The organism is Streptomyces monashensis (assembly GCF_001866665.1).
Taxonomy (GTDB): Bacteria; Actinomycetota; Actinomycetes; order Streptomycetales; family Streptomycetaceae; genus Streptomyces; species Streptomyces monashensis.
In genome coordinates, this window is the sequence record NZ_MLYO01000043.1 from 1 (window position 1) to 25,036 (window position 25,036).

The 25,036-nt window shown below is 69.7% G+C and carries 14 protein-coding genes and 3 pseudogenes; 4 read left to right on the forward strand and 13 right to left on the reverse strand.

Annotation, left to right across the window (positions count from 1 at the left end; genetic code table 11):
- The 3 genes and pseudogenes from BIV23_RS25770 to BIV23_RS48890 form a co-directional block, all read right to left on the reverse strand.
- The coding region (locus tag BIV23_RS25770) for an IS110 family transposase (protein ID WP_143079112.1) at nt 1-618 on the reverse strand (618 nt) is incomplete at its 3' end.
- 1,718 nt (nt 619-2,336) lie between these two features.
- A pseudogene (locus BIV23_RS54025) lies at nt 2,337-2,462 on the reverse strand (IS630 family transposase); the annotation flags it as partial.
- Between the two features lie 210 nt (nt 2,463-2,672).
- Entirely contained in the window at nt 2,673-3,206 is a 534-nt protein-coding gene (locus tag BIV23_RS48890; RefSeq protein ID WP_107471254.1) for a helix-turn-helix domain-containing protein, read from the reverse strand.
- A 35-nt stretch (nt 3,207-3,241) separates the two neighbouring features.
- Here BIV23_RS48890 and BIV23_RS25775 point away from each other — a divergent pair, with 35 nt between their 5' ends.
- On the forward strand, nt 3,242-4,132 hold the full coding sequence (locus BIV23_RS25775; protein ID WP_071383351.1) for an ATP-binding protein: 891 nt from the start codon (nt 3,242-3,244) through the stop codon (nt 4,130-4,132).
- Between the two features lie 191 nt (nt 4,133-4,323).
- Complete coding sequence (locus tag BIV23_RS25780) at nt 4,324-4,785, forward strand: hypothetical protein (RefSeq protein ID WP_071383352.1); 462 nt, start codon at nt 4,324-4,326, stop codon at nt 4,783-4,785.
- A gap of 505 nt (nt 4,786-5,290) precedes the next feature.
- Here the strand turns inward: BIV23_RS25780 and BIV23_RS50505 are convergent.
- From BIV23_RS50505 to BIV23_RS25805, 5 genes are all read right to left on the reverse strand, one after another.
- Entirely contained in the window at nt 5,291-7,378 is a 2,088-nt protein-coding gene (locus BIV23_RS50505; protein WP_177240029.1) for a protein kinase domain-containing protein, read from the reverse strand.
- A 1,303-nt stretch (nt 7,379-8,681) separates the two neighbouring features.
- A complete protein-coding gene (locus BIV23_RS25790; RefSeq protein ID WP_245790640.1) occupies nt 8,682-10,865 on the reverse strand; it encodes a SpoIIE family protein phosphatase in 2,184 nt (727 codons plus the stop codon).
- A gap of 449 nt (nt 10,866-11,314) precedes the next feature.
- Complete coding sequence (locus BIV23_RS25795) at nt 11,315-11,542, reverse strand: response regulator transcription factor (RefSeq protein WP_071383355.1); 228 nt, start codon at nt 11,540-11,542, stop codon at nt 11,315-11,317.
- Between the two features lie 801 nt (nt 11,543-12,343).
- Nucleotides 12,344-13,822 carry a dihydrolipoyl dehydrogenase family protein gene (locus tag BIV23_RS25800; protein WP_071383356.1) on the reverse strand — a complete coding sequence of 493 codons (1,479 nt, stop codon included), beginning with the start codon at nt 13,820-13,822 and terminating at the stop codon, nt 12,344-12,346.
- A 138-nt stretch (nt 13,823-13,960) separates the two neighbouring features.
- Nucleotides 13,961-14,458, reverse strand: a complete 498-nt coding sequence (locus tag BIV23_RS25805; protein ID WP_071383357.1) for a carboxymuconolactone decarboxylase family protein — start codon at nt 14,456-14,458, stop codon at nt 13,961-13,963.
- 298 nt (nt 14,459-14,756) lie between these two features.
- Between BIV23_RS25805 and BIV23_RS25810 the strand changes: the two genes are divergently transcribed.
- Both BIV23_RS25810 and BIV23_RS25815 read left to right on the forward strand, forming a co-directional pair.
- A complete protein-coding gene (locus tag BIV23_RS25810) occupies nt 14,757-15,497 on the forward strand; it encodes an ABC transporter ATP-binding protein (protein WP_071383358.1) in 741 nt (246 codons plus the stop codon).
- Nucleotides 15,497-18,052, forward strand: coding sequence for an FtsX-like permease family protein (locus tag BIV23_RS25815; RefSeq protein WP_177240031.1), 2,556 nt, complete (start codon nt 15,497-15,499; stop codon nt 18,050-18,052). The genes BIV23_RS25810 and BIV23_RS25815 overlap by 1 nt, the downstream gene beginning before the upstream one ends.
- A 191-nt stretch (nt 18,053-18,243) precedes the next feature.
- Here the strand turns inward: BIV23_RS25815 and BIV23_RS52155 are convergent.
- From BIV23_RS52155 to BIV23_RS25835, 5 genes and pseudogenes are all read right to left on the reverse strand, one after another.
- A pseudogene (locus tag BIV23_RS52155) lies at nt 18,244-18,549 on the reverse strand (4Fe-4S dicluster domain-containing protein); the annotation flags it as partial.
- Between the two features lie 63 nt (nt 18,550-18,612).
- Nucleotides 18,613-18,957, reverse strand: a pseudogene (locus tag BIV23_RS52160) (IS3 family transposase); the annotation flags it as partial.
- Nucleotides 18,924-19,256: a transposase gene (locus BIV23_RS25825; protein ID WP_071383371.1), complete on the reverse strand. Its 333-nt coding sequence runs from the start codon at nt 19,254-19,256 to the stop codon at nt 18,924-18,926. The pseudogene BIV23_RS52160 and the gene BIV23_RS25825, both read right to left, overlap by 34 nt.
- A 197-nt stretch (nt 19,257-19,453) precedes the next feature.
- Entirely contained in the window at nt 19,454-23,977 is a 4,524-nt protein-coding gene (locus BIV23_RS25830) for a caspase, EACC1-associated type (protein WP_071383360.1), read from the reverse strand.
- Nucleotides 23,970-24,374 carry an effector-associated constant component EACC1 gene (locus BIV23_RS25835; protein ID WP_143079115.1) on the reverse strand — a complete coding sequence of 135 codons (405 nt, stop codon included), beginning with the start codon at nt 24,372-24,374 and terminating at the stop codon, nt 23,970-23,972. Before BIV23_RS25835 ends, BIV23_RS25830 begins: the two co-directional genes overlap by 8 nt.
- Nucleotides 24,375-25,036: the final 662 nt, after the last annotated feature.

The following is a 25,036-nucleotide window of genomic DNA, read 5'->3' on the forward strand; positions in this document are numbered from 1 at the left end:
GTGTCGCACGCGGTTGCGCAGCCAGGTCGTCAGACGCCGTTTGCCCGCGCGGCGAATCGCTGCCGGACTCTGGTACCCCGTCAGCAGCACCAAGGAGCCGACTCTTCCCATGTCAAGGGCCCGTTCCAGGGCCGGAAACATGCTGTTCAACAGGGACTTGAGTCGGTTGAGCGTGCGGGTTCGGTCCTCGACCAAGTCAGAGCGGTGCTCGGTCAGCAACCGCAGTTCGATGGCGGCCTCGTCACCGGGGCGGATCGGCAGCAGGTCCCGGCGCATCCGAGCCTGGTCGGCGATCACCTTCGCGTCCCGGGCATCAGTCTTGCCCTCGCCGCGATAGCCGTCGGTGGCCCGGTTCACTGCGAAACCGGGGATGTAAACGAGTTCCTGACCGTGAGCGATCAACAGCTCGATCAACAGGGCGGGCTCACCACCGGTCATGTCCATCGCCCAGGTCACACTGCCGCCGTCGGCGATGTCGAGAACGTCGCCGATCAGCTCCAGCAGCTCGGGCTCGTCGTTGGCCACCCGGCGCGACAGCAGCGTGTCGCCCTCGGCATCCAGGACCAGGCAGTGGTGGTGGGCCTTGCCGCAGTCGGTCCCCGCCCATATCCGGCTCATCGCACTCCATCAGGTCGTTCCAATCATGCGTACCACGGACGACCTCGCCGGCATTGCTCTACACAGCGACACATTCGCACTTCCCAATCGGCGGCCGAGTCGTCGTGGGGATCCGGGCGGCCAAGCATCTCGAGCCACAGCCGGCAGCACGACGACAGCCACACCCGGCTCCCCTGGGTGCCACAACCCTACGAATGGCTGGGACGGCCCAGGAAGGAACGTAGAGCACGACGAATGGATCGCGTTTCCCCGCCGCTACCTCCCCGAAGGCAGCATGGGCGAGATCTACCGCGAGCTACCCGAAAGCGCCCCGGCGCTGCCCAATACTCCGAACACGCCCGCCAGTTGATCCCCAACACCACGACAAGGGACACGACCTATGCCCACGGGTCTGTTGCAATGCGAAGAAGCCGGGTCCGGTGCGGAGGGCGGGTCGTCGTGACCGTCCGGCTGGTCTACGGGGCTGGCGCCTCAAGGGGTCTTTCCTAGGGGCGGCTGGCTTGGGCTGGGGTTTATATCGAGATCATTTTCGGGTGTCAAGTCACGGGATTCAGTGGCGTGACGACGCATGACCCGTTCGGGCTTACTCGAAACACGACCTCACCGGTTTGGGGTGAGGGTCATCCACCGAAAGGAGAACGGGTCGTGTTTCGGACGAGTAGGAAGATCGCCAAGGTCGCGGCCATCACCGTAACTGCTGCAGGGGCGCTTCTGGGTGGTGGCGCCGCCGCGCAGGCCGCACCCGCGACGACGCATGCCACCGTGGCAAGCGTCAGCGGCTGGGGCGACGGCAGTGACGGTTGGGGCAGCTCCAGTAGCTGGGGCAGCTCCGACAGCAGCTGGGGCAGCTCGAGCAACTGGGGTGACAACGGTGGCTGGGGTGACAACGGTGGTTGGGGCAGTTCGAATAGCTGGGGCAGCTCCGACAGCAGCTGGGGCAGCTCGAGCAACTGGGGTGACAACGGTGGCTGGGGTGACAACGGTGGTTGGGGCAGTTCGAATAGCTGGGGCAGCTCCGACAGTAACTGGGGCAGCTCGAGCAACTGGGGGTAGCCAGCCCGGGGCGGGCGGCAGCGGTGCTGCCCTGACGCCCGCTGCTGCCCGAGGCGGCGATCCGACCGGCCCGGCCGGTCGGATCGCCGGGGCCCGGGCGCGGGTGCAGCAGACACGTCTCAGGTGTGAGTTCGCCACACCCGTGTGCCCGGTGCCGGGAGGGGGCTCGGCCGCCTTGTGCGTTCTTGGGCGCACACTGCCCACAGGCTCCAAGACCCAGCCCAGTGAGTGGGCCCAGAGATCCAGTCCAGAGATTCGATCCAGGGAAGAGGAACCCATGCGACCACTACTCCAGGGATCCGACCGGCAGGGGACGCTGGCCGGGACCACCCGTCCGCCGCTAGGCAGCCCCCATCCGACGCCTACCGCGCGCCGGGCTGCGGCAGCCTCGATGCGGGCGTCCGGTCGTGCGGCCGGGACGGGACATGCCAGTGCTGCTTCGCAGAAGTTCGTGGAGGAGGGTTGATCAGGCGGCCCTGAGCGGGGTGCCCTCGTAGGTCCATCGGTGGGGCTTGGCAGTCTCGTTGTGCCCGATCGTGTACGCCTCTAGCTTGTCGATTAGGTCCTCGCGGCTGGCGAAGACGCAGGACCCGGCGGGTCAGAGCGGAGAAGAACAGTTCGACCTGGTTGAGCCAGGAGGCATGCGGCGGGGTCCAGCGGACGTGTCAGTGCGGGTGAGCGGCCAACCAGGTCCTGGTGTGCTTGGCGGTGTGTGAGGAGCCGTTGTCGAGGACGACGTGCATCTCCTTGCCGGGTGCGATCGCCTGGTCGAGCTGTTCCAGGAAAGCGGTGAAGGTCGTTGCGGCGGATCACCTCGGTGAGTACCTCGCCGGTGCGGACATCGAGGGCCGCGATCAGGGAGGCAGTGCCCGTGACGCCGATATTCAAGCTCCTGCCGGACCGGCTCACCGGGACGCGCGGGACGGCCCGGATGGCGGCGAGAGCGGGTGGCGATCACGGTCTTCTCGTCGATCGAGAACACCATCGCCCCCTCTGGCGGATCAAGATAGAGCGCGCACACGTCGGAGGCGCGCTGCCAGAAGTCCGTGGTGTCGCGCCGGGCGAGCCGGCTGCGGACCCTGTGCGGTGTCAGGTCCAGATCCGCCAGGGTCCGGCCGACCTGGGGGGGAGGAGACCGGCGCGAAGCACGTACCGGCCACCCGCTCGGCAATGGACCGGTGCGACCAGGTCGCCTCCGGGTGCGGAGGCTCGCTGGTCGCGGTGGCCACCCGCACATCGGGGCCGTAGACCTTCGGCCGCCCCGACCGTTCGGCGTCCCGTAGCCCGTCAATGCCCAGGACGGCGAATCGGCGGCGCCACTTGCGCACCGTGTTCCCACTGACCGCCGACTCCCGCGTGATCGCTCCGTTGGCGCGTGCGTCCGCCGCCGAGAACACGATCTGGGCCCGCAACACCGCCCGCACCCCCGACTTCGCCGAAGCGGCCGTCCTCATCAACCGCTCGCGAACCTTGGTCTCCAGCACCACCGCGACCGCCGTCCCCGCCCACTGCCCACCCTTCACGACCAAGATCATGGCGAGCCCACGCCCGCACCCGGCAGGATGGGGCCGTGCCGAAGAACCCGCCGGAATCGATGCAGCACCACCTGCGCCAGCGCCTGAACCGTCATGCCCGCGAGCGTTGGCCACAGGTGGACGTCATCACGGTCCGGTTCCGCGCCGGATTCGCCTACGTGGACGCGGAGTTGCCTGGCGAGCAGGCCATCCCGCTGTGCCGCCTGAGGTTCACGGGCGTGCTGCACACCTGGGGCTTCGCGCTCTGCCTGGCTGGCAGCGACAGTTACCGGGACAACATTCTGCCCAACGGGCTGCCCGCAGGATCCCCCGAAGAAGCCCTCGACTGTGCTGGCGACCTCTACCTCAACGCTCCTGCACCGGGCATGTCCGGGCGGATCCGGGTGCCAGCGGGCCTGGTCATCCTCGTCGGGCCGCCGGCCTCGGGCAAGACCAGCTTCGTTCGGGCGCTGATCGTGCGTCAGCAGATCGACAGGGAAGCCGTGGTATCCAGCGACGAGATCCGCGCGGAGCTCTTCGGCGCCTCACCCGCAGAAGTGGACTCCGAAACGGCGGACGCCCGCATCTTCGAGGAGCGTGACCGCAGGATCGTCGCCAGGCTTGCTACCGGACACAGCGCAGTCGCCGAGTCTACGAACGTCACTCCCCAGGCGCGCACACGACTGATCGCCATCGCCAGGCGCTTCAACGCTCCAGTGACCATGTTGCGATTCGACCCGGACGTCACCGATCTCCTCCAGCAGCACGCGGGGCGAGGCCGTACTGACGTCACCGCCACAGACGTCCGCGCCTACGCCGCGACCATGGCTCGACATGCCGCCGCAGACCAACTGCGCTCTGAGGGCGCAACCGCCGTCCACGACGTCCCCGGACGCCGCCAAGGAACGACGCCCGCCGAAGCGGCCGCGCGCTTCTCCTTCGCCTGACAGCTCCGGCACGTCCAGACTCGCCTTCCGATACCCCTCCACGAACTTGCGCGGGACATGCTAGGAAGATCGTGTGTGTCGGTGGTGGGCCGGGCGCGTTGTATTTCGCGATCGCGGCCAAGCGCCGGGATGCCGGTCTTGACATTACTGTGATTGAACGTGATCCGCCGGGGACCACCTACGGCTGGGGTGTGGGGCATGGGGATGACCTGCTGGACCACCTCTACCGCAACGATCCCGGCAGTGCCGAGGCGGTGCGTGCGGCGTCGGCGCTGTGGCAGGACCAGGAGGTCCGCCGCGGGGAAGAGACCGTGTATCTGGGCCGGTACGGCTACAGCATCGCCCGCGCATCCCTGCTCGACATCCTGGCCCGACGCGCAGCCGAGCTGGGGGTGGATGTCCAGCACCGTCGCAAGGTCGACGACCTGGCCGAGTTCGCCGAGGCCGACCTGATCGTCGCCTGCGACGGGGCGAGCAGCCGGGTGCGCCAGTTGCACGGCGACCACTTCGGCACCCGCCTGGAAGTCGGCCGCAACCCCTACATATGGCTGGGCACCGACAAGGTGTTCCCCCGCTTCACCTTCGCCTTCGAACCGACCCCGGCCGACCGTCGTGCAGGACCGAGGTCGGCTCGTATGTGGGTGGACGGATGAGGTTGTACGCCGACAACGCTGTGCGCAACGGGCACCCTGCGGTGGGCGGCACCTGCCCCGGCCTCGCCTCACACGCAGCCCGGCGGGTTCTGGGGGCCCGCGCAGCCCTGGTTCGGCGCTTGCGCCGTGGCTTTGGTTGTCTGAGGTGTTGCCTCGGCACTGGTCATGCCCACCGTTCCGGCTAGCAGCGCAGCAACGCAAAACGCGCCGAGGAGGTGTCGGATGTGCTTCCAGGTGCTTGCCATCATGATGATCTCCCTTGGCTTGAGGTGATTACTCCTTTTTGTCGGTTTAGTGCTCCAGCTTGATACTGCAGCCGGACTACTGTCAACCACTATATTTTCCCTGGTCAACGGCCTGGAGGCGGTGGGGAGTGCCGTGGGCCGGGGGCGAGGGCGGTAGCCCTGGCGCTTGGGCCGCAGTCGTGCCCGCCCGGCGGCAGGTGCCGAAACCACCGGCCCGCAGCGGCCGCCCCGACTTTGCCGCCCCACGCGAGAAGGGGAGGCTAGAAAGTGATCACCGACACCGAATCCGAGCCCTCGTTGGCCGCGTAGGCCCGGTGTCCGTCCGGGGAGACCGCCGCCCACACCGGGTACCCGCCGACATGGATGGGGTTGCCTACGGTGTGGTCGGTGGCGGTGTCGATCATCGACACGGAGTCCGAGCCGGCGTTGGCCGTGTAGGCCCGGTTTCCGTCCGGGGAGACCGCCACCGCGACCGGCTTGTTGCCGACATGGATGGGGTTGCCTACGGTGTGGTCGGTGGCGGTGTCGATGACCGACACGGAGTCCGAGCCGGCGTTGGCCGTGTAGGCCCGGTTTCCGTCCGGGGAGACCGCCACCGCGACCGGCTTGTTGCCGACATGGATGGGGTTGCCTACGGTGTGGTCGGTGGCGGTGTCGATGACCGACACCGAATCCGGGCCGGAGTTGGCCGTGTAGATTCGGCCTCCGTCTGGGGATACCGCCACCCCGTACGGCTTGTTGCTGACATGGATGGGGTTGCCCACGGTGTGGTCGGTGGCGGTGTCGATGACCGACACCGAATCCGAGCCGGAGTTGGCCGCGTAGACCCAGCGTCCGTCTGGGGAGACCGCCACCGCGACCGGCTTGTTGCCGACATGGATGGGGTTGCCTACGGTGTGGTCGGTGGCGGTGTCGATGACCGACACCGAATCCGAGCCGGAGTTGGCCGCGTAGACCCGGCTTCCGTCTGGGGATACCGCCATCCCCTGCGGCTTGTCGCCAACACCGATGGGGTTGCCCACGGTGTGGTCGGTGGCGGTGTCGATCACCGACACCGAAGCCGGGCCGAAGTAGTTGGTCGCATAGGCCCGGTGCCCGTCCGGCGACACCGCCACCGCGCCCGGGGACTTGCCGACCTGGATCGAGGACACGGACGGTGCGGTGGGACCCGAGAAACGGGACTGTGCCAGGTAGATGCCGCCGCCCGCCGCGGCAAGAGCCATCAGCGCCGCTCCCGCGATGAGCCTGGCCCGTCGGTTTCTGGGCCGCGGCGGGCGGGGCCGCAGCCGGGCTTCGTCCCCTTTGTGCGGCAGCGGTTCCGGGGCCGGCCCGGTCGGTTCCTCCGGCTCGGCCAACGACAGGATCTTGGTCGGCGGGGCCGCTTCCTGGGGGAGCGGCGGCTTTGAGGCGGGAGGCCGCTCAGGCGGCGGCACCTCCGGTGAGGGAGCCGGTTGCTGCGACGGGGACGGGTGGGGCTGGTCGGCGATGGGGGTGAGCAGCCGGGCGGCCTCCTCGCCGTCCATCCTGTCCGCGGGATCCTTGGCCAACAGCCCAAGGATGACCGGGGTCAGCTCCGTCGCCCGGCGCGGCGGGCGCGGGGACTCGAACAGCAGGGCGCTCAGCGTGGTGAGGGCGGTGTCGCGGTCGAAGGGCCCCGCCCCCTCGAGGGCGTAGTACAGGGTGGCCCCCAGCGAGAACAGGTCGGCGGCAGGTGTGGGCGGCTGACTGTTGACCCGCTCGGGAGCCATGAAGCGCGGCGTCCCGAGGATCTCCAGGGTGGCGGTCAGGCGGTCCTCCCCGGAGCTCGGCTCCAGCGCGATGCCGTAGTCAGTGAGCATCACCCGGCCGCCGCCCTCTGTCGGATAGGAGGGCTGGGGTCCCGGATTGGTCAGCAGGATGTTGGCCGGCTTGACGTCCCGGTGTAGGACGCCGAGCCGGTGTCCCTCCAGCAGGGCGTCGAGGACCGCCAGACCGATCCGGGCGACGTCGCCGGGAGGCAGCGGCCCCCGCTCGCACACCACGGCCTCCAGGTTCATGGCGCCGGGCACGAACTCCATGACGATCCATGGCAGGCCGTCCTCCTCCACGATGTCGTGCACGGTGACGACATGTGGATGGTTGCGCAGCCGGGCGGCGTGCCGGGCCTCGCCGCGGGCCCTCGCGATCCTGGAGCCCACTTCGCATTCGGGGGTGTCCGGCGGCAGAATGATCTCCTTGAGCGCGACCTCGCACGCCAGTTCCTGGTCGTACGCCAGCCACACACGTCCCATGCCGCCGGTACCAAGCCGACGCAGAAGCCGGTAACGTCCGGTGATCACGCGCCCGGCGGCCTCTTGCGCTCCTGTCATGGCATTCCTCTTCCAGGACCGGGCAACGGGGGTTCTTCGGCGAGCGCTGAAGGGGCCCTCTCCACGTATCGCACATCGCTCGAAGAGCGGCAAGTCCCCCAGAACGGGTGTAGCCCAGCTCGCGCATTCGCGTGCGTGGTTCACTCCCGCCGTAGACCTTGCCGGCGGCCACCCAGCGGGCCGGACGCCCCGCTTTGCGGGCCCGCTCAGGCGTCGCGTCGGCCGGCTGGGGTTTGATGGCGCAGGCGTGGTCGTCGGGGACACCGGTCCGCTCGCGGCGTTCGTCGTCTGCGACCCAGTCCCGGGTCGTAACGACCCGGTCGATCAGCGCGCGCCCTGAGGCGGTGACGTACCCCTCGCCGGCCAGGCCGCGCAGTGTGGCAGGGGTGGGAGAGGCGGCAAAGGAGGCGCGGGAGGTGCTCCCGGCCAGCCGGGCTGCCTCTCCCTCAAGGATCTGCCAGACAAAGGCAAGCAGGACCTCACGGTGACGGACAAGGCGCGAATCGTGCTCACCGTGATGTCCGGTCACGCGACGAAGGCCGACGTCCCGAAGAAGTACAAGATCTCCGAGAGGGACGTCGACCTGGAAGCGACAGCTCCTGTACGGCGACCTTCTCGGGCTGCTGGGCGATGACTCCGCCCTCCTCCAGTAGCGGGGCGCTTCGGCCCGACTTCCCGGGCGGGCACGTTGGCGGCGAAAAGTCCGCGAAATCGTCTTCGAAAGGAGAGAAAACAATCCGTATGTGCTCGTCGAAATTCGGTCTCGGTCTGGCGGTCTCAGCCGCTGTGATCGCCGGAGATGCGCTGGCGCCAGCCGCGACGGCGGCACCGATGCCCCGGACCCGGGCTGCTGCGACGGACACCGCCCGGCAACTGCTCACCGGCAATGGCAGGGGATCGGGCGCGGGTCAGCCGTTTGGCGTGGGGGCGCTCAGCAGCGTCCAGCTGGGCACTGACAGTATCCGCGCCGGCGACAACGTCTGCGCGGGCAACCGCAACGGAACCGGCAACGGAACCAATGGCTCCGACGGAGGGATCCGTGCCGGGCTGTGCAACGGCAGCACCAACGGCGGAGGTGGCACCGACGGGGCACCGGGCCGAGACGGCACCAACGGTGGCAACGGCGCAGACGCAGTGGGTGGAGGCGACGGCGGGCGAGGTGGCCACGGTAGGACCTGCCTCGGCATCGGCTGGGAGCGCAGTGGTCAGGGAGGCCGCGGCGGCAACGGCTGACCGCCCGCCCGCAGCCGACCGCTCACTGTCTTGCGCGGGCCTCCGGACGTGCCGGTATCAACCGTCCCTTTCAGATCGCGGCAAGGGACTGCTCGGCCCACACGGTCTTGCCGACGCGGTCGTGCCGGGTGCCCCAGCGCTGGACGAGCTGGGCGACCATCAGCAGGCCCCGCCCTCCTTCGTCGAAGGTTCTGGCGCGCCGCATGTGCGGCGTCGTGCTGCCGGAGTCGAAGACTTCGCAGACCAGGGTGCTGTCCTGATGGATCAGCCGCAGCTGGATGGGCGGCTGGCCGTAGCGGATGGCGTTGGTGACCAGTTCACTGACCACCAGCTCGGAGATGAACGCGGCGTCGTCCAATCCCCAGGCGGCCAGTTGGTCGCCGGTGTGCCGGCGGGCCCGGGAGACGACGGCGAAGTCGAAGTCCAGATCCCAGGTAGCGACCCGGTCGGCATGCAGGGCCCGGGTACGGGCGACGAGCAGCGCGACATCGTCGGCCGGGGGATGCGTCAGCAAGGCGGTGAGTACCCTGTCGCAGATTGTCTCCAGAGCCATGGCCGGGCGCGCCAGAGCGGCGAACATCTTGTCCAAGGCTTCGTCGATATCGTGTTCACGGGCTTCGAGCAGACCGTCGGTGTAGAGGACGATCAGGCTTCCCTCGGGCAGTTCCGCCTCGACGGCTTCGAAGGGCATCCCTCCTAGCCCCAGTGGTGGTCCGGCGGGGACGTCGAGGAAGCGTACGACGCCGTCGGGCGTCACCACCGCGGGTGGGGGGTGGCCCGCCCGGGCCAGGGTGCACCGGCGGGAGACGGGGTCGTAGATCGCATACAGGCAGGTGCTGCCGATGCCTACGGCAGTCTCGGCGGCCGGGTCCCTTGCGCCCTCTTCCACCGACAGGTGCAGCACCAAGTCGTCGAGGTGGGTGAGGAGCTCGTCGGCCGGCAGGTCGACATCGGCCAGCGTGCGCACCGCGGTCCGGAGCCGGCCCATGGTGGCGGAGGCCCGGATGCCATGGCCGACCACGTCGCCGACGACGAGAGCCACTCGCGCACCGGACAACGGGATGACGTCGAACCAGTCGCCGCCCACGCCGGCTTGGGTGACGGCAGGCACGTAGCGGGAGGCGATGCCCACTGCCGTCTGGTCGGGCAGCGTCTGCGGGAGCAGGCTGCGCTGCAGGGCCATGGTGGTGGTACGCGCCTGGGTGTGTCGGCGGGCATGGTCCAGGGCGACGGCGGCCTTGGCTGCCAGCTCCTCCGCCACGCGCAGGTCACCGACGTCGAAGGGCTCCCGGTGTCTGTGCCGGGCGAAAAGGGCGATGCCGAGGCTGCTGCCGTCGCTCACCAGGGGCACCACCATCAGCGACTGCATCCCCGCCCCACCCAGCCATGCGGCACCGGCGTCCGCCTGCGCCCACCCGTCCAGAGCGAGGGCGTCCGAGCCGTAGAGGGCGGCGTGGCCCAAGGCCAGGCACTGTGCCGGGGGCGAAGCCGCAGGGTAAAAGGTCGCCGCTCCCGCCGCGGCCGGGAACAGCCCACTGCCCTTAAGGACCGAGCGGTACGCAGCACGACGCACCACGACCGGCTTCGTCGTTGACACAGGGGCGGCCGCGTCCAGCTGCTGCGGAAAGTCGAGCAGGTCGACGGCCACGAAGTCCGCGAAGTCGGGGACGGCGACATCGCTGAACTCCTGTGCGGTAAGCCCGATATCGAGGCTGCTGCCGATCCGCGCTTCCGCCTCGTGCACGAGGAACTCTCGCTGCTGGACGAACGAGCCTTCCGGCCCAGGGTGGGCCGCCAGGCACACTGCGCGCACCCGGCCGCCCGGGTCTTTGAGCGGGGTGAGGTATGCCGACCAGCCCAGCCCAGGGCTGGTGCCCGGCAGGCGAAGGGCCGCGTTCCGGCGCTGCACCTCACCGCACTCCAGGGCCCGGCGCATCCCGCTGTCGATCTGTGTGCTTCCCTCACCAGGCGCGATGTCCGTCATACGCAGTCCACGCATGACCTTCTCGGTCAGGCGCAGAGCCTGTTGCATGCCCACACTGACCTGTACCAGTCGCCGGTCCGTATCGAAGATTGCAAGGCTGTCGGGCGACTGGCGAAACGCCCATTGCTCCAGTGTTTCGGTGCTCAGCGTGTCCGCCGGCCCCGCCACGGCGGACACCACCAGCCATTCGGCCGGACCGCCGACCGGAGCGCGGCGGTGCGCCAGCACGTCCAACTCCAACTCGTGGCCGTCCCGGTGCCGCAGCGCCACGGTGCCGCTCCACCGTTCCAGCTCGCCCCAGGGGTGCCGGGCGGCCTCACCGGCGTCGGCGAGCAGGCTGGCCGCGGCCCGTCCCAAGACCTGGGAGGACGAGTATCCGAGCAGCCGCCGGGCACCTTCGCTCCACCCCGCCACAACGCCCTGATCACTAACGGCCGCCGTGGCCGTGCAGGCCGACTCGCAAGAGGCGTCCGGCTGGCCCGGATCCTTGCCAGGAGGGGTGAAAGATCGTTCCATCGCCGCTCATCTCGCCCTCTGCTCGCTGATCTCGACCCCACACCCTCTCTGGAGGAGACCTCACCCCCAGTCTCTACCGACCAGCATGATCCAGAGAGCCACGAAGCACCAACGCAGCGCTGCGGATGCCAGGACCCCGGCGCAGCGCTTGGCGCCGTCGGCGCTCCGTCCGCGAATACGGCGCCGTGATGCGGCCGCCCGGGTCACGCGCCCAGGGATATGGCCACCCGGGTGAGTTCGGCCGTGCAGTGGACATTGAGCTTGGCCCTGATACGCCGCAGATACGCGTCGACCGTGTGCTGGGACAGACCCATGAGACGAGCCGTTTGCAGGTAGGTGCGCCCTGCGGCGATGTGGTGCAGAGTCTCCTGCTCGCGCGGGGACAGGGAAGCTATGGATGCTTCGATGGGCGAGGCGGTGATGGGGCTCATGTGCATTTCCTGCGGTGGATCGGCTCGGTCGTCACTGCTCGCACTATCGGAAGCAGAGAGGCAAATGTCTGAATATTGCTATTTGCCCGATATGGACAGGCTGGCTCTGCAGTGTCATGGCGGGGTCCGCAGACTGTCGCAGCTGTGTCACAGGCAACCGCCGAAAGACCGATCACCTCCTCAGCGCGCAGAAGCACCCACGGTCGGGCAGGAGGCCGGCGGCGGCACGCCCTGCGCGGTACTCCACCGCATCCCGGCCGGCATCGCACCGCGGGGCGAGAGACGGCCGCCGACAGCATCACGTCGGCGGGCGTGCCGCGTGGACCGAGGAACCGCCCCTGCGCCAAGCCCTGACATCCAGGAGCATGACGCGGCGCAAGTGCCCGGGCGCAATGGAGTCATGATCCAACCGGACACCGATGACTCACCCGCTAAATCCATTCACTGACTGTTTCGAAGGAGAATTCCAATGGCTCGCATATTCACCAGGCACGCAGGTGTCCTGCCTGCACGCCAGCTCATTCGCTGCCCCCGCGCCCACGGGCGTGCATGCGGTGGTAGAGGACCGCCACCACGACAGGAGCCCCCTGATGGCGACCACCACGACCAGGAGAATTGAGCTGTCATCGACATCAGGTGATGACAGCGGCGCCGATCCCTACTCGGCCGGTCGTCCAGTGACAGATGACCGGGAGCACCTCGTCGGCGTTCGGTCAGTGGCCCTCGCTAGCCGTGATCACCGAGCACAGTCAGCCCAGGCGAGGCCCCGCGCAGAGGGCCTCTCGGTTTGCGGCGGCGGCATCACGCGGGGGCGGTCTCCGGTGTTTTCTGGTCTCGCTGGTAGGCGGTGAGGAGGAAGAGCCAGATCTCGCTGACGGTCGGGAAGCAGGCGATCGCGTGCCTGAGCCGTTTGAGCGGGACCTCGCCGGCGACCGCGATGGTGGCCGAGTGCAGGAGCTCACTGACGCCCGGTCCGACGAAGGTCACTCCGAGCAGAATCTCCCGGTCGAGGTCGACGACCAGCCGGGCGTGGCCGCGGTAGCCGTCGGCGTAGAGGTTGGCGCCCTGGGCAGCGTTGAAGTCGAGGTCGACGGTCTTGATCCGGTGGCCTGCCTGCTCCGCCTGCTCGGCGGTCAGGCCCACCGCGGCCGCTTCGGGGTCGGTGAAGAACACCTGGGGTACGGCGTGCTGGTCGGCGGTGGTGGCGTGGTCGCCCCACGGGGCGTCGTCCACCGGCTGGCCGGCGGCACGTGTGGCGATGGCGTCGCCTGCGGTCCGGGCCTGGTACTTGCCCTGGTGAGTGAGCAGGGCGCGGTGGTTGACGTCGCCGAGCGCGTAGAGCCAGTCGCCTTCGACGCCGTTGACCAGGCAGGTGGTGTCCACGTCCAGCCAGGAGCCGGGGGTGAGGCCGATGGTGTCCAGGCCGATGTCGCTGGTGGCGGGTGTGCGGCCGGTGGCGAACAGCACCTCGTCGGCCTCCAGCTCGCTGCTGTCGTCGAGGGTGAGGGTGACCGGTCCCTCGGGATCCGGGCGGCGCAGAGCGGTCACCTGTGCGCCGATCCGTACGTCCGCGCCCGACTCGCTCAGTCCCTGGGCGACCAGCTCGCCGGCAAAGGGCTCCAGGCGGGGGATCAGGCGACGGCGGGCGAGCAGGGTGACCTGGGAGCCGAGGCCCTGCCAGAGAGTGGCCATCTCGACGCCGACTCCGCCGCCGCCGACGACGACGAGCCGGGCAGGCACGGTGCTGGAGTCGGTGCCGTGCCGGTTGGTCCAGGGCCGGGCCTCTTCGATGCCTGGGATGCCGGGGAGATTCGGTCGGCTGCCGGTGGCGATGGCCACCGCGTGCCGGGCGGTAAGCGTGTGGCGTGTGCCGTCGTCACGGGTGACGGTGACCTGGCGTGGGCCGTCGAGGCGGCCGTGGCCGCGGAAGAGGTCGGCGCCGATGGACTTGAGGAAAAGAGCCTGACCGGAGTCGTCCCAGTCGGTGACGTAGCGGTTGCGGCGGGCGAAGACGCCGTCGGTGTCGAGACGGCCGGTGACGGCCTGCCGGGCGCCGTCTACGCGCCGCGCGTCGGCGACCGCGATGACCGGCCGCAGCAGCGCCTTGCTGGGCACGCAGGCCCAGTAGGAGCACTCGCCGCCGACGAGTTCCCGTTCCACGACGGCCACGGACAGGCCGGCGGCACGGGCACGGTCAGCGACATTCTGGCCGACCGGACCCGCGCCCAGCACGATCACGTCGTAGGCGGTGGCTTCTTGGTTTCCGCGCGGTGCGCTCATTTGTTTCCTCACATCACGAGCGGTGCTGATCCCGAGCTATTCCCCGGGATTGCCTGACGACGGTCGGTGTCACGTCGGTCGAACTGGTCTTCGCACTCCCCGTCGGGGCCCCGGGGGGCCGGGCGGGGGACGTGGTGATCAGTTGTGAGTACACGGGGTGACGACCGGCCATTCGTTGTCGGTGTCGGCGAGGAGGTTCGGCGCCAGATTGCCCGCGACCTCGGCCGTCTCGGCGTCGGCGACGCCGGCGGCCCGGCGCGCCTTCGGCTGCCTCTCGTCGATGCGGCCGCGGCCGCGGGCAATGGCGTCGGAGAGGGCGAGCAGTGCGGCGATGTGCGGGTCGAAGGACTCGGCGTCGCGGGCCCGCTCCAGTTCCTCGGCGTCGACCTCGGCGACGTGCGCCCCTATGTAGGTGTGAGCGGACAGGCAGTACTCGCAATTGTTGTACTGGGCGGTGGCGATCGCCAGCCGTTCACGGACAGGAGCGGGGATCACGCCCTCGCTCAGTGCCCCGGGCAGGGCCAGCCAGCCTTTGACCAGCGCCGGACTGTTGGCCATGACCTTGGCCAGGTTCGGGACGGAGACGAGGGTCTTGCGGACCCGGGTGAGAGCTTCGGCGGCAGCCGCGCGGCCCATTCCGCCGCCCGCACAAGCCGCAAGGACAGCCGCGTGCTGTACGGATCATGTAACCGCGAGGTGCGCACAGTTCCTCTCCCGCGGCCATACGCCTCACGAAGAGCTGCCATAAGCACCGCTTCTGACCGGCAGGCCGGCCACGGGCTTGGTGATGTCACCCAGGCTCGCGCCGTCGATGTCGGTCATGAAGCGGTCCCCGGTACCGGTGAGCACCAGCACCCGGTTGCACGGACCGTGCTCACCCGATTCCTGGCCTTTCCGGCCCCGAACCTGTCAGGAGAAGACGTTGCTTAGCGGCATGCCCCAGGCCGTCCGGCTCGATTCGGTGACCAAGATCTACGGCGGCGCGGGCCGCGGCGGGCGTGACGTCCGGGCGCTCGATACGGTGTCCGTCGCCATTCCGCCCGGCACTTTCACCGCGGTCATGGGCCCGTCGGGGTCGGGCAAGAGCACGTTTTTGCACTGTGCGGCGGGCCTGGACAGTCTCACCTCCGGCGCGTGCTGGATCGGGGGTATCGCGCTGGGCGGGATGAACGAGACCCAGTTGACGAAACTGCGCCGCATGCACGTCGGATTCGTCTTCCAGGCGTACAACCTCGTGTCGTCGCTGACGGTCCGGGACAACATCATCCTGCCGTTGAGGCTGTCGGGTGAACGGGTGGACAGGGGCTGGCTGGAGGAGGTGCTGGCCCGGGTGGGTCTGACGGGAAAGGCCAACGCGCGGCCGTCGCAGCTCTCCGGCGGTCAGCAGCAGCGGGTGGCCATCGCTCGTGCGTTGATCACGCGTCCTCATGTCATCTTCGGTGACGAGCCGACCGGCGCGCTGGACACGGTCACGGCCAGGGACATCCTCACCCTGCTGCGTTCGTGCGTCGACGCCACCGGCCAGACGGTGGTGATGGTCACCCATGATCCGGTCGCGGCGTCCTACGCGGACACGGTGCTCTTCCTCGCGGACGGCCGCATCGCCGACCGGATGCAGTCGCCGTCCGCCGACCGCGTCGCCGATCGCATGACACACCTCGGAGCGTGGGCCTGATGCTGCGTTACGCACTGCAGTCCCTGAAGGCCCGCAAGGCGGGGTTCATCGGGGCGTTTTTGGCGCTGATGTGTGCTGCGGCTCTGGTGACCGCCTGCGGTGGTCTGCTGGAGACCGGACTGCGCGGTGAGATCGGTACCGAGCGGTATTCGGGTACGCCGGTCGTCGTGGCGGCGGACCAGAACGTCCACCACGTCACGAAGAAGAAGGGCAAGAACAAGGACAAGGCCAAGCCGCTCGACGAAAGGGTGTGGCTGCCCTCGGTCACCCGAGAGCGGATCGAGGCGGCGCCTGGGGTGGGGGCGGTCGTGCCGGAAGCCGACTTCCCCGCGTACGTGGTCGGATCGAACGGCAGGATCTTCGGCGGCCCGGACGGCAAGGAGTCGTCGGGGCACGCGTGGGCGTCCGCCGAGCTGACACCGTTCCGCATCGACAAGGGGACGCCTCCGCGGACCGACCATGAGATCGTCATCGACCGGGGGCTGGCCTCCCGTGCGGGTCTGGCCCCCGGCGACAAGGTGACCGTTCAGGCCACCGGCTTGCCTTCGACCTACACGGTGGCGGGGATCGCCACCACCCCGGGCGGTGATCTGAAGGAGCAGGCCGCGGTGTTCTTCTCTTCGGACGAGGCCCGGCGGCTGGCCGGCCATCTTGGCCAGGAAGCCGTGATCGGCGTGCTGCCCAAGGAGGGTGTGAGCACCGGAGAGTTGGCCAAGGCGGTGGGCAAGGCCCTCGGTGAGTCGTCCCACGAGCAGGTGTCCACCGGCGGTGACCGTGGCCGGGTGGAGTTCCTCGGGGCGGCCAAGGCCCGGGGCAAGCTGATCAGCATGGGAGGCGCGATCGGCGCGATCGGGCTGCTTGTGGCGGTCCTGGTCGTGTCCGGCACCTTCGCCCTGTCCATCCAGCAACGCCGCCGGGAGATCGCCTTGTTGCGGGCTGTGGCGGCAACTCCCAGGCAGGTGCGCCGGCTGATCGGCCGGGAGGCGGCGTGCGTCGGCTTCGCCGCCGGTCTGCTCGGCGCGGCGGCCGGTCTGCCGCTGGCGTCCTGGCTGCACGGAAAGTTCGTGGGCTTCGGGACGATCCCGGAGACTCTCAAGCTCGTCCGCAGCCCCTTCCCGGTGTTGGCGGCGATGGCGGCGACACTGTTCGCGGCGTGGGCGGCGGCGCGTATCTCGGCGCGCCGCATCTCCCGGATCCGTCCGGCCGAGGCGATGTCCGAAGCCGCCATCGAGGGTGACCGCCTGCCCTGGGGGCGGCTTGTGGCCGGGGGAATCGCACTGGCCGGCGGGGTCGTCCTGTTCGTGGTCCTGGCCGCACTGCACACGGAACCGGCCTCGATGCCGGTGACCTACCTCGCGGTCCTCGTGATCTCGATCGGGCTCGCGCTGCTCGGCCCGCTGACGGCCAAGGGCGCACTGGCCGTGCTGGGTGTTCCGCTGCGGCTGTCCAGGGTCGCCGGGTACCTCGCGGCGCACAACGCTCGCGCCAACGCCAAGCGGCTGGCGGCCGTGATCACACCGCTGACCCTTCTGGTCGGCATGTCGTCCACCATCATCTTCGTCCAGACCACCCTGGGCAACGCGGCCGAGCATCAGGTCCGCGGCGGTGTCACAGCGGATTGGGTGGTCGACTCCACAGGTCCCGGCGTGCCCGGCGCCGTAGCCGACCGGATACGGGGCCTGCCCGGCGTGAGGGCCGTGACCGAGATCGTCCACACGTCCGTCCGCACGCCGGGCCTGGACAAGTACTCCGTCCAGGGCGTAACTCCCCGCGGCCTTGCCTCGACCATGGACCTGAAGGTCACCGAGGGCTCATTGGACCGGCTCGGCGGCCACGCGGTCGCCGTCAGTGATGTGGTCGCCAACAGCAAGGGACTTCATCCCGGCGACACGATGAAGCTGCTGCTGGGTGACGGCACTCCCGTCACCGTGAGCGTCGTCGCGGTGTACAAGCGGGGTCTCGGCTTCGGAGACCTGACCACGGCACACGATCTCGTGGCCGGTCACATCGACAATCCGCTCAGCGACTCCGTGCTCGTCGCGGCCGGCGGCGGTGCCAAGCGGGACACGGTCCGGGAGCAACTGGCAGCGGTCGTGAGGGACTTCCCCGGCGCAGTGGTCACCGGCAGCGGACGTATGGCGGACCGTCAAGCGACAACGCACGAGGAGAACGCCGAGGTCAACTACGTGGCCATGGGGCTCATCGTGGCCTTCACCGCCATCGCCTCGGTCAACACCCTGGCCATGTCCACCGCCGACCGCTCACGCGAGTTCGCCCTCCTGCGCCTGGCCGGCATGACCCGGCGGCAGGTCCTGCGCATGCTCCGCCTGGAGGCCCTGACCGTGGCACTCACCGCGATCGTGCTCGGCACGGGGACCTCGTCGGCCACGCTCACCTCTTTCAGCATCGGCATGACAGGTGAGGCGGCTCCGGCCATGTCCCCCATGATCTATCTGACGATCGTTGCGGCCGCCGCGGCGCTGGCCCTCAGCGCGACGGTGCTGCCCGGCAGGATCACCCTGCGGTCAAACCCCACTGACACGATCGCAGACTGAGAAAGTCGGGTCGCCCGGGGGAATCTCACCCCCGGGCTCCCACGGAACCGTGCTGTGATTCGAGGGTTCGTAGTTGGTGTGGTGTGGTGGGCTGGGGTGTTGAGAGGGCTTCTCGAAACCGAGTAGGGGTGTCCGTCTTCTGTCTAGTTACGGCATGAGGGTGCTGCTGATCTGCGGTGTTCGGAGTTGGGGGCCCCGCACAGGGTGGAGGCGAAGGGCAGCGAGGCCGTGTTCTCCACGCCGACGAGCTGCGGGGTGAGGACAGCGCCGACGGGGCCGGGGTAGACCGACCCGTAGGCGTGGCCGCCGGTGCGCTCGTACACCGGGCAGACGTTCAGGCAGGCCGAGCAGCGGATGCAGGACAGCGCCTGCCGGCCCACCTCGTCGGCCAGGGTCGCGGTGCGGCCGTTGTCGAGGAGCACCAGATGGAAGTCCTGCGGCCCGTCGGTTAGATCGCCCGCCCAGACGAGATCGGTCTCCTCGGCGGTGAAGTCCCGGCGCACGAAGTCCGGAGCAGCCAGCCGCTTGCCCGGCCTCGTCAGCGACCGGCGGCGACGCACCTTCCGTCCGGCGAGCCCGAGCTCGGCCATGACCTTCGCGAGCGTGTTCACCGACACCCGCCAGCCCCTGCGCAGCAGCTCGATGAACACCTTCGGCGAGCCGTAGGTGCCGCCCGAGCCGTGAAAGATCTCCTCAATCTCCTCGGCCAGCTGCTGTCGACGCACCTCCCGGGCGGTCGGTGGCCGGTCACGCCACTTGTAGTACCACGACTCGGACACACCCAGCGCCCGGCAGGCGGTGCGGTACGGAATACCCTCCTCGGCCTTGCAGCTGCTGATCACCCCGACCGCGACGGCCGGGTCCGCCTCAGCTACTTCACCCACAAGGCCACGAATCGCTTGCACACATCACGCTCCATCTCCAGCTCGCGGATGCGCTTGTCCTTCTCCCGGGCCTCGGCCCGCAGCCGCTCCAGCTCCGCCCGCTCACTCTCCCGCAGACGACCGCCGGGAGATGGCTCGACCACCGGCCGATCCGACGACGGCGATCCGTTGCGCCGCGCCCGCGACACCCAGCTGTGCAACGTCCCCGGGTGGATACCCAGATCCTCAGCCACATCCGGAATCGGCTTCCCGGTCTCCGTCACGATCCGTACCGCCCCCTCACGGAACTCGGCGTCGTAGATGCGCTTCCTGGATGCCATGACCCCCAACTATCCCTCCGGTCACGGTCTCCACAGTAGGAGGGGAGGTGCACTGCTGGTCGGTGACGACGCCGCAACCGTCGGCCTCCGGACAACGGGACGTTCTGCCCTCACTGGCCGACTCGGATGTGCTGGGCGCTGTTGCGCTGCAGTCGGCAGTCGTGGCGACGACGGGACTGCACACGCCGGCGCCGACTTCATTGCTCATGGCTCGGGCACGGGTCGCGGTAGGGGATGCCGGGGACGTACTTGTGCCACTGCGTCTCGGGCATGGACTTTCCGGTGTAGGAGCAGACCCTGTCGGCGAGACCGGCGAGGTCCGAGCTGAAGAAGGAGACCCCGTCCCTGCGGGCGACGGCGAGTGCGCTGCCCGACGAGAGGAACTCGAGCTGTGCGGCGCCCTCGTCGTACTGCGGAGTCGGGATGGTTGCCTTGAGGACCGGCCGGGCCGGGTCATGGATGTCCCACAGCTGGATCCCGTCGTTCCCGTTCCAGTCGGCCATGAAGCGGTTGTGCGGATCCAGCGCGATGCCCTCGGTCTTCTGGGGGACGCGGACGGTGGCGCGGGGGCGCGGCTGCCGGGGGTCGCTGATGTCCCAGAGGCGCACAGTGCCGTCGCTGCTGCCGGTGGCTGCCAGCAGTCGGCCGTCGTCGCTCATCTGCACCACCGTGCCGATGGGCCCTGGGACGCTGCTCGACGCGCGCACCTTGCCGGCCGAGACCTGGAACAGGCGGATGGCGTCGGCGCCGCTGGACGCGGACTGCTGCGGGGTCGCGACGGCCACCACGTTGCCCTGGGCGATCAGGTTCTCCTCGTTCGCGTGCGCGAGCCGTGTGGTGTCGCCGTGGACCGGATGCCGGGGGTCACTGGTGTCCCACCACTCGATGCCCTTCCGGGTGGCGACCAGGGCGGTGCGGCCGTCGTTCAGGATGCCGCTCCAGTCGCCAGGGTGGGGCAGGCGGAAGGAACCGGCCTCGGCCGCGTGGCGCGCGTCGGTGATGTGCCACAGGTGCACGCGGCCGTCGCCGCCGGGGACCGTGACCAGATCACCCGCTCTGTCCGCGAAGACACCCGTAGAGACGATGAAGCCCCCGTCGGCGGGGAAGTTCGCCGTGCCCAGGGACGCGCCCTGTACCGGATGGTGTGGATCGCGCAGGTCCCACAGCTGGACCCGGCCATCATGCGCGACGCTCAGCAGCGTGTCGGACGGGCCGATGAACTGCGCCTGCTGGACCTCGTCGGAGAGTTTGACCGTGGCGATGCGGCGCGGGACGGGGGAGTCCCAGATGCCGATGGACGGGGAGGAGGAGACGGGCGCCGCCATCAGGTGTCCGCTGCGGCTGAAGTCCCATGAAGCGGACAGATACATGGAGCCGACGTCCTCGGCCCGAGGCAGAGCGGTGCGCCACGACCGCACCACGCCGTCGGGGCCTCCGCTCAGGAGAGCGCCTGCGCGCGTGTAGGCCAGGGCCAGGGTGCCGAAGCCGGTCGGGGTGCATATCGGCGACGCCGAGTTTGTCAGCCTCGCCGGGGAGAGGCTGAGCAGGCACATCTGGCCATTGTTGTGGTAGCTGCCCAGGCCGCTGACCGCCAGGCCGGCCCCGTCCGGGCTGAAGGCCACCGCCATCAGGCTCGTCAGATCCGAGCCGGAGAAGGCATATTGGTCGACCTTGACCGATCGGGGCTTGGACGGGTTGTCGGTTCTCCAGAGACCGAAGTCGCTGTCCCCGACCGCGGACAGCAGCGTGCCGTCGGCGTTGAAGGCCACCGCGTCGTATCCGTTGGCGATCGTGGCCGTGGCGGCCGGTGCGGAGGGACGGGAGAGGTTCCACAGCCGGGTCTTGCCGCCCAGGATGGTGGTGGCGAGCAGGGTGCCGCGTGGGGAGAACGCGACCGCGCTCAGCGCGTCCTCGGGCTTCCTGCTGGTCGGGGTCGGCAGTTCGGCGACGAGACGGGGGTGCGCGGGCTCGGTGATCGACCAGACCAGTGTGGTGCCGATCGGCGATGCCGCGGCCAGCAGCGTCCCGTCCGGGCTGACGGCCATCGAGTTGATCTGGAGATGGCCGCGCGGGATGTCGGCGGGTCGTGGCAGGCGCCCGGCGACGCTGGGCTGGCGAGGGTCGGCCAGGTTCCACAGGCACAGGTCATGCGCGGTGGGGCAGATGCCCGCCAGCATTCTGCCGCGCGGCGCGAGAGCGATCGCCGCCGCTCCCGCAGTGTGGAGCGTGGCCTTCAGGACCGGCGTGGAGGGGGTGACCAGGTCCCAGATACGCACGGAGCCGTCGGTACTGACGGCCGCGGCCAGATCGCTGTCCGGTCGGGTCACGATCCGCAGGACCTCGTGGCCGGTGTCGCCGACGACACGGTCCAGTGGCGTGGCGAGCGCGGTGTAGAGCTGGGTGGTGGCGTCCTGGGTGGGTGCGGAACGGTAGGCGGCGACGGCGAGTTGGGCAGCCAGACCCGGATCGGTGGCACTGAGCGCGCTCGCCTCGGCCGCCAGGTCGGTGGAGCGGATCAGGGCGGCCTGGTGCGCGGCCTGCCGGTGTTCGCGCACGGAGATGAAGGTCACCACGGAGGCCAGTAGGGCCAGGGCGCAGACCACGGCGGTCACCGCACGGCGGGTGCGCCGAGCACGCCGCGCCGCGTGCTGCTGCCTGTCCCGGTCTTCCAGGCTGCGGTCCAGGAAGTCGCGGGTGACCGGGCCCAGGACGCCGTCCGTGCCGTCGTTCGCCTGCTGCCCGGTCGCCGCCTGGGCGGCCGCGTCCAGGCGGGGCCCGCGGTACAGATCCGTATCCTGCCGTCCGGCCTGGTCCCAGGCGCGCGCGGCGTCGGAGAGCTGCTGGAGGGTGAGCAGGGCGGCCCGGTCCTCCTCGATCCATGCGCGCAGCCGCGGCCAGGCGTACAGCAGCGCCTCGTGGGTGATCTCGGCGCTGTCCGCGTCCACGGTGACCAGGCGGGCCTCGGCCAGGGCCCGCAGGACCCGCCGGGCCGCATCGAGGTGGCAGGGGGCGGCCAGGTCGCCCAGGAGCAGTCTGCGGCGGGTGTCCTCCACGCCCTCGCCCAGGCGCACCAACCGCAGCAGCAGGCCGCGCACGTGGGTCCGGTCCCCGGGGTCCAGGGCTTTGTACGCCTCTTCCGCGGTGCGGGCGACCGCCTCGTCGATTCCGCCGGTGGCCCGGTACCCGGACAGGGTGAGCCGGGTGCCCGACCTCTGCTGCCAGGTGGCCAGCAGCGCGTGCGAGAGCAGCGGCAGTACGGCAGTGTGCTCTCCGGCGTAGTACACCCGGGCGTCGTGGAGCAGTGTGTCGGCCAGCCCCTCCTCCAGGGACAGCCCGGCGGCCTTGGCCGGCCGTTCGATCACCTCCCGCAACTGTTCAGGGGTGAGGGGGCCGACGACCACCTGACGGCCCTCCAGGGCCCTGACCAGCGCTCGGTAGCGCGTGCACGCCTCGTAGAAGTCGGCCCGGACGGCGATGACGACGGTGGTCGGGCCGCCGGCGAGTGCCGCGAGGCCGGTGACGAACCGTTCACGCTCGTCCTCCGTGGCGTCCGCGGTGAAGAGTTCCTCGAACTGGTCGACTAGCAGCATGGCCCGGTCGTGGCCGGCGAGCGCGGCGGAGTACTGCGCGAGCGGTGTCGTCGGGGTGTCGGTGCCGGGCTTCATGGTGGCGACCCTCCACCCTTCGGAGCGCGCCTCCAGCGCTGGGATCACCCCGGCGCGCAGCAGGGACGTCTTTCCGCTGCCGGATGCCCCCACGACCGCGATCAGACCGCCGCCGCGAACAAGGTGGGTGACGTCCGCGACCGCCTCGTCCCGGCCGAAGAAGTACCGGGCGTCCTCGGCTCCGAAGGACTGCAGACCCCGGAAGGGGCACGGTGCCGCGACCTTCTCGGCACCCGAGGCGCGTGGTTCCTCGGCAGGTAGCGCCGGGCGGCGGGGGTGGTAGGCGGGGTTTCTGGCCAGGACCAGTTCCCCGGCCTGGTCGCTGCTGTGCCGGCGTGGCCTCGGGGCGCCTTGCTCGGGCAGCACCCGGTTGAGGTGGCGGTAGGCGTGATCGAGTGTCAGTTGCTCGGGCCCGATGGGATCACCGTTGCGCAGCAGCCGGATCAGGGCACCGGTGAACGCGGTGAACTCTTCGCCGGAGCGGGCCAGTCCGTGCTCCTCGCGCGCGGTGGAGGCCAGCAGGAAGCCGCCGCGCACGAGAGTCTGCTCGAAGACCGCGTCCAGTGCGGGCGGCCCCAGCGGGCCTTCGGCGCGGCCGGAGAAACAGCAGTCCAGGGTGACCGCGACGGCACGAGCGCTGCTGCGCTGGACAGCCTGACGCAGCGCCTGGTACGCCAGCGCCTTGTAGGAGAGGCCGTCCAGCAGGTCGTCGGTGGCACACGTCGCCAGGTACAGCCCGTTGTCGGCCCCCACCAGACCATGGCCGACGACGTGCACCAGCAAGGCGTCCGACGCCTCCGCCGCCGCCCGGTCGACCGCCTCCCCGAACTCCAGCGGGCTGGACGGATCTACCAGGACACGCAGGTTCTCGTCCGGCATGCCGCTGCGCTCCCGCAGAGCCGCGGCCAGCGCCCTCAGCGACCGTTCCACCGCGGGAACGGAGGGCAACGGCGATCCGGGCGCGTGGGAGCCGGTCCCCACGAGCAGGACGCGTGATCCCGGCCGGGCCAGCGCGCCCAAGTCCGCCCCGGCGGGAGTGTCGTCGACCTCACTCACCGTCGGCGCCCTCGCCCGGCTCCCGCCCGGCACCGTCGGGCCACGCCGCCGACACTAACTGGTCGACCTGGGCGCGCAGTTGCCCGGCGTCCATGTTCCGGACCTGATCCGCGTGCACTTCGAGCTCGAAACCGTCCCGCCCCGAGACGCGTACGGACACGCTTCCGGTACGACGCCTCAGCCAGGCCACGACCACGCTGGCCACGGCCGTCGTGACCCCGCTGGAGGTCAGGCCCACCACCAACTGCTGCAGCTCCCCGCCGAGAGCCCCGTCGGGGACAGGTCCGGCCACACGTCGCACGTGCCCGCGCAGGGCGTCCTCTTCGTCCAGCCAGCCGGCCAGGTCGGCGTTCTCCGCTGCGCCGCCGCTGACGGACAGCCTAACGATGTCCAGCACCACGTCGGTTTCCCTTCCGGTCCTCGATCCCCGTCGGGGACCGAAGTGTCCACGTGTTTCTCCCGTCAGGCGGTGATCTTCCCACTCCTGTGCCGGCAACGGGCTAGGATCACACAAACCCCATGCGGTGCACAGGAGTTGAGGGGTCTCAGGCGTCAGATCTGGTCATCGAGGCGTGGAAGACCGGTACCACTGATGATCTTCGCGTGGTGTCGTTGAGCGAGCGGCTCGTACCGGCCGGTCATGAAGGCCTACGCGGCAGGGGACTGGACGAAGCTCCTCTACGCGTTCAGCCGGCCCAGTTGGAGCACGCAGGCACCCACCGACTTGAGCAGGGCGCTCCAGCCATTCCGTAACGAGCTGGACAGTCGCAGGAAGGAACTCAGGCTCGCAGCCGCGCGACGTCTGGGCTGCACCTGCCTGGACGACCCCCAGGCAGCAACGGAGGCCAAAGCAGCCAAAGAGCTTGAGCATGCCAAGCGCACCGGCGCAAATGACGCGGCCGTGGCTGCGCTTCGCGCCAAGCTACTGGCCGAGAGGGCAGAGACCGTTGCCACGCGGCGCTGGGAACTACCGAAGGAGACCGCAGAGGATCTGGACCGCGCTGTGGCTGCTCTACGCGACGAGTTCAAGCTGGGCGCCCCACGTCATGGGCGCGCTGG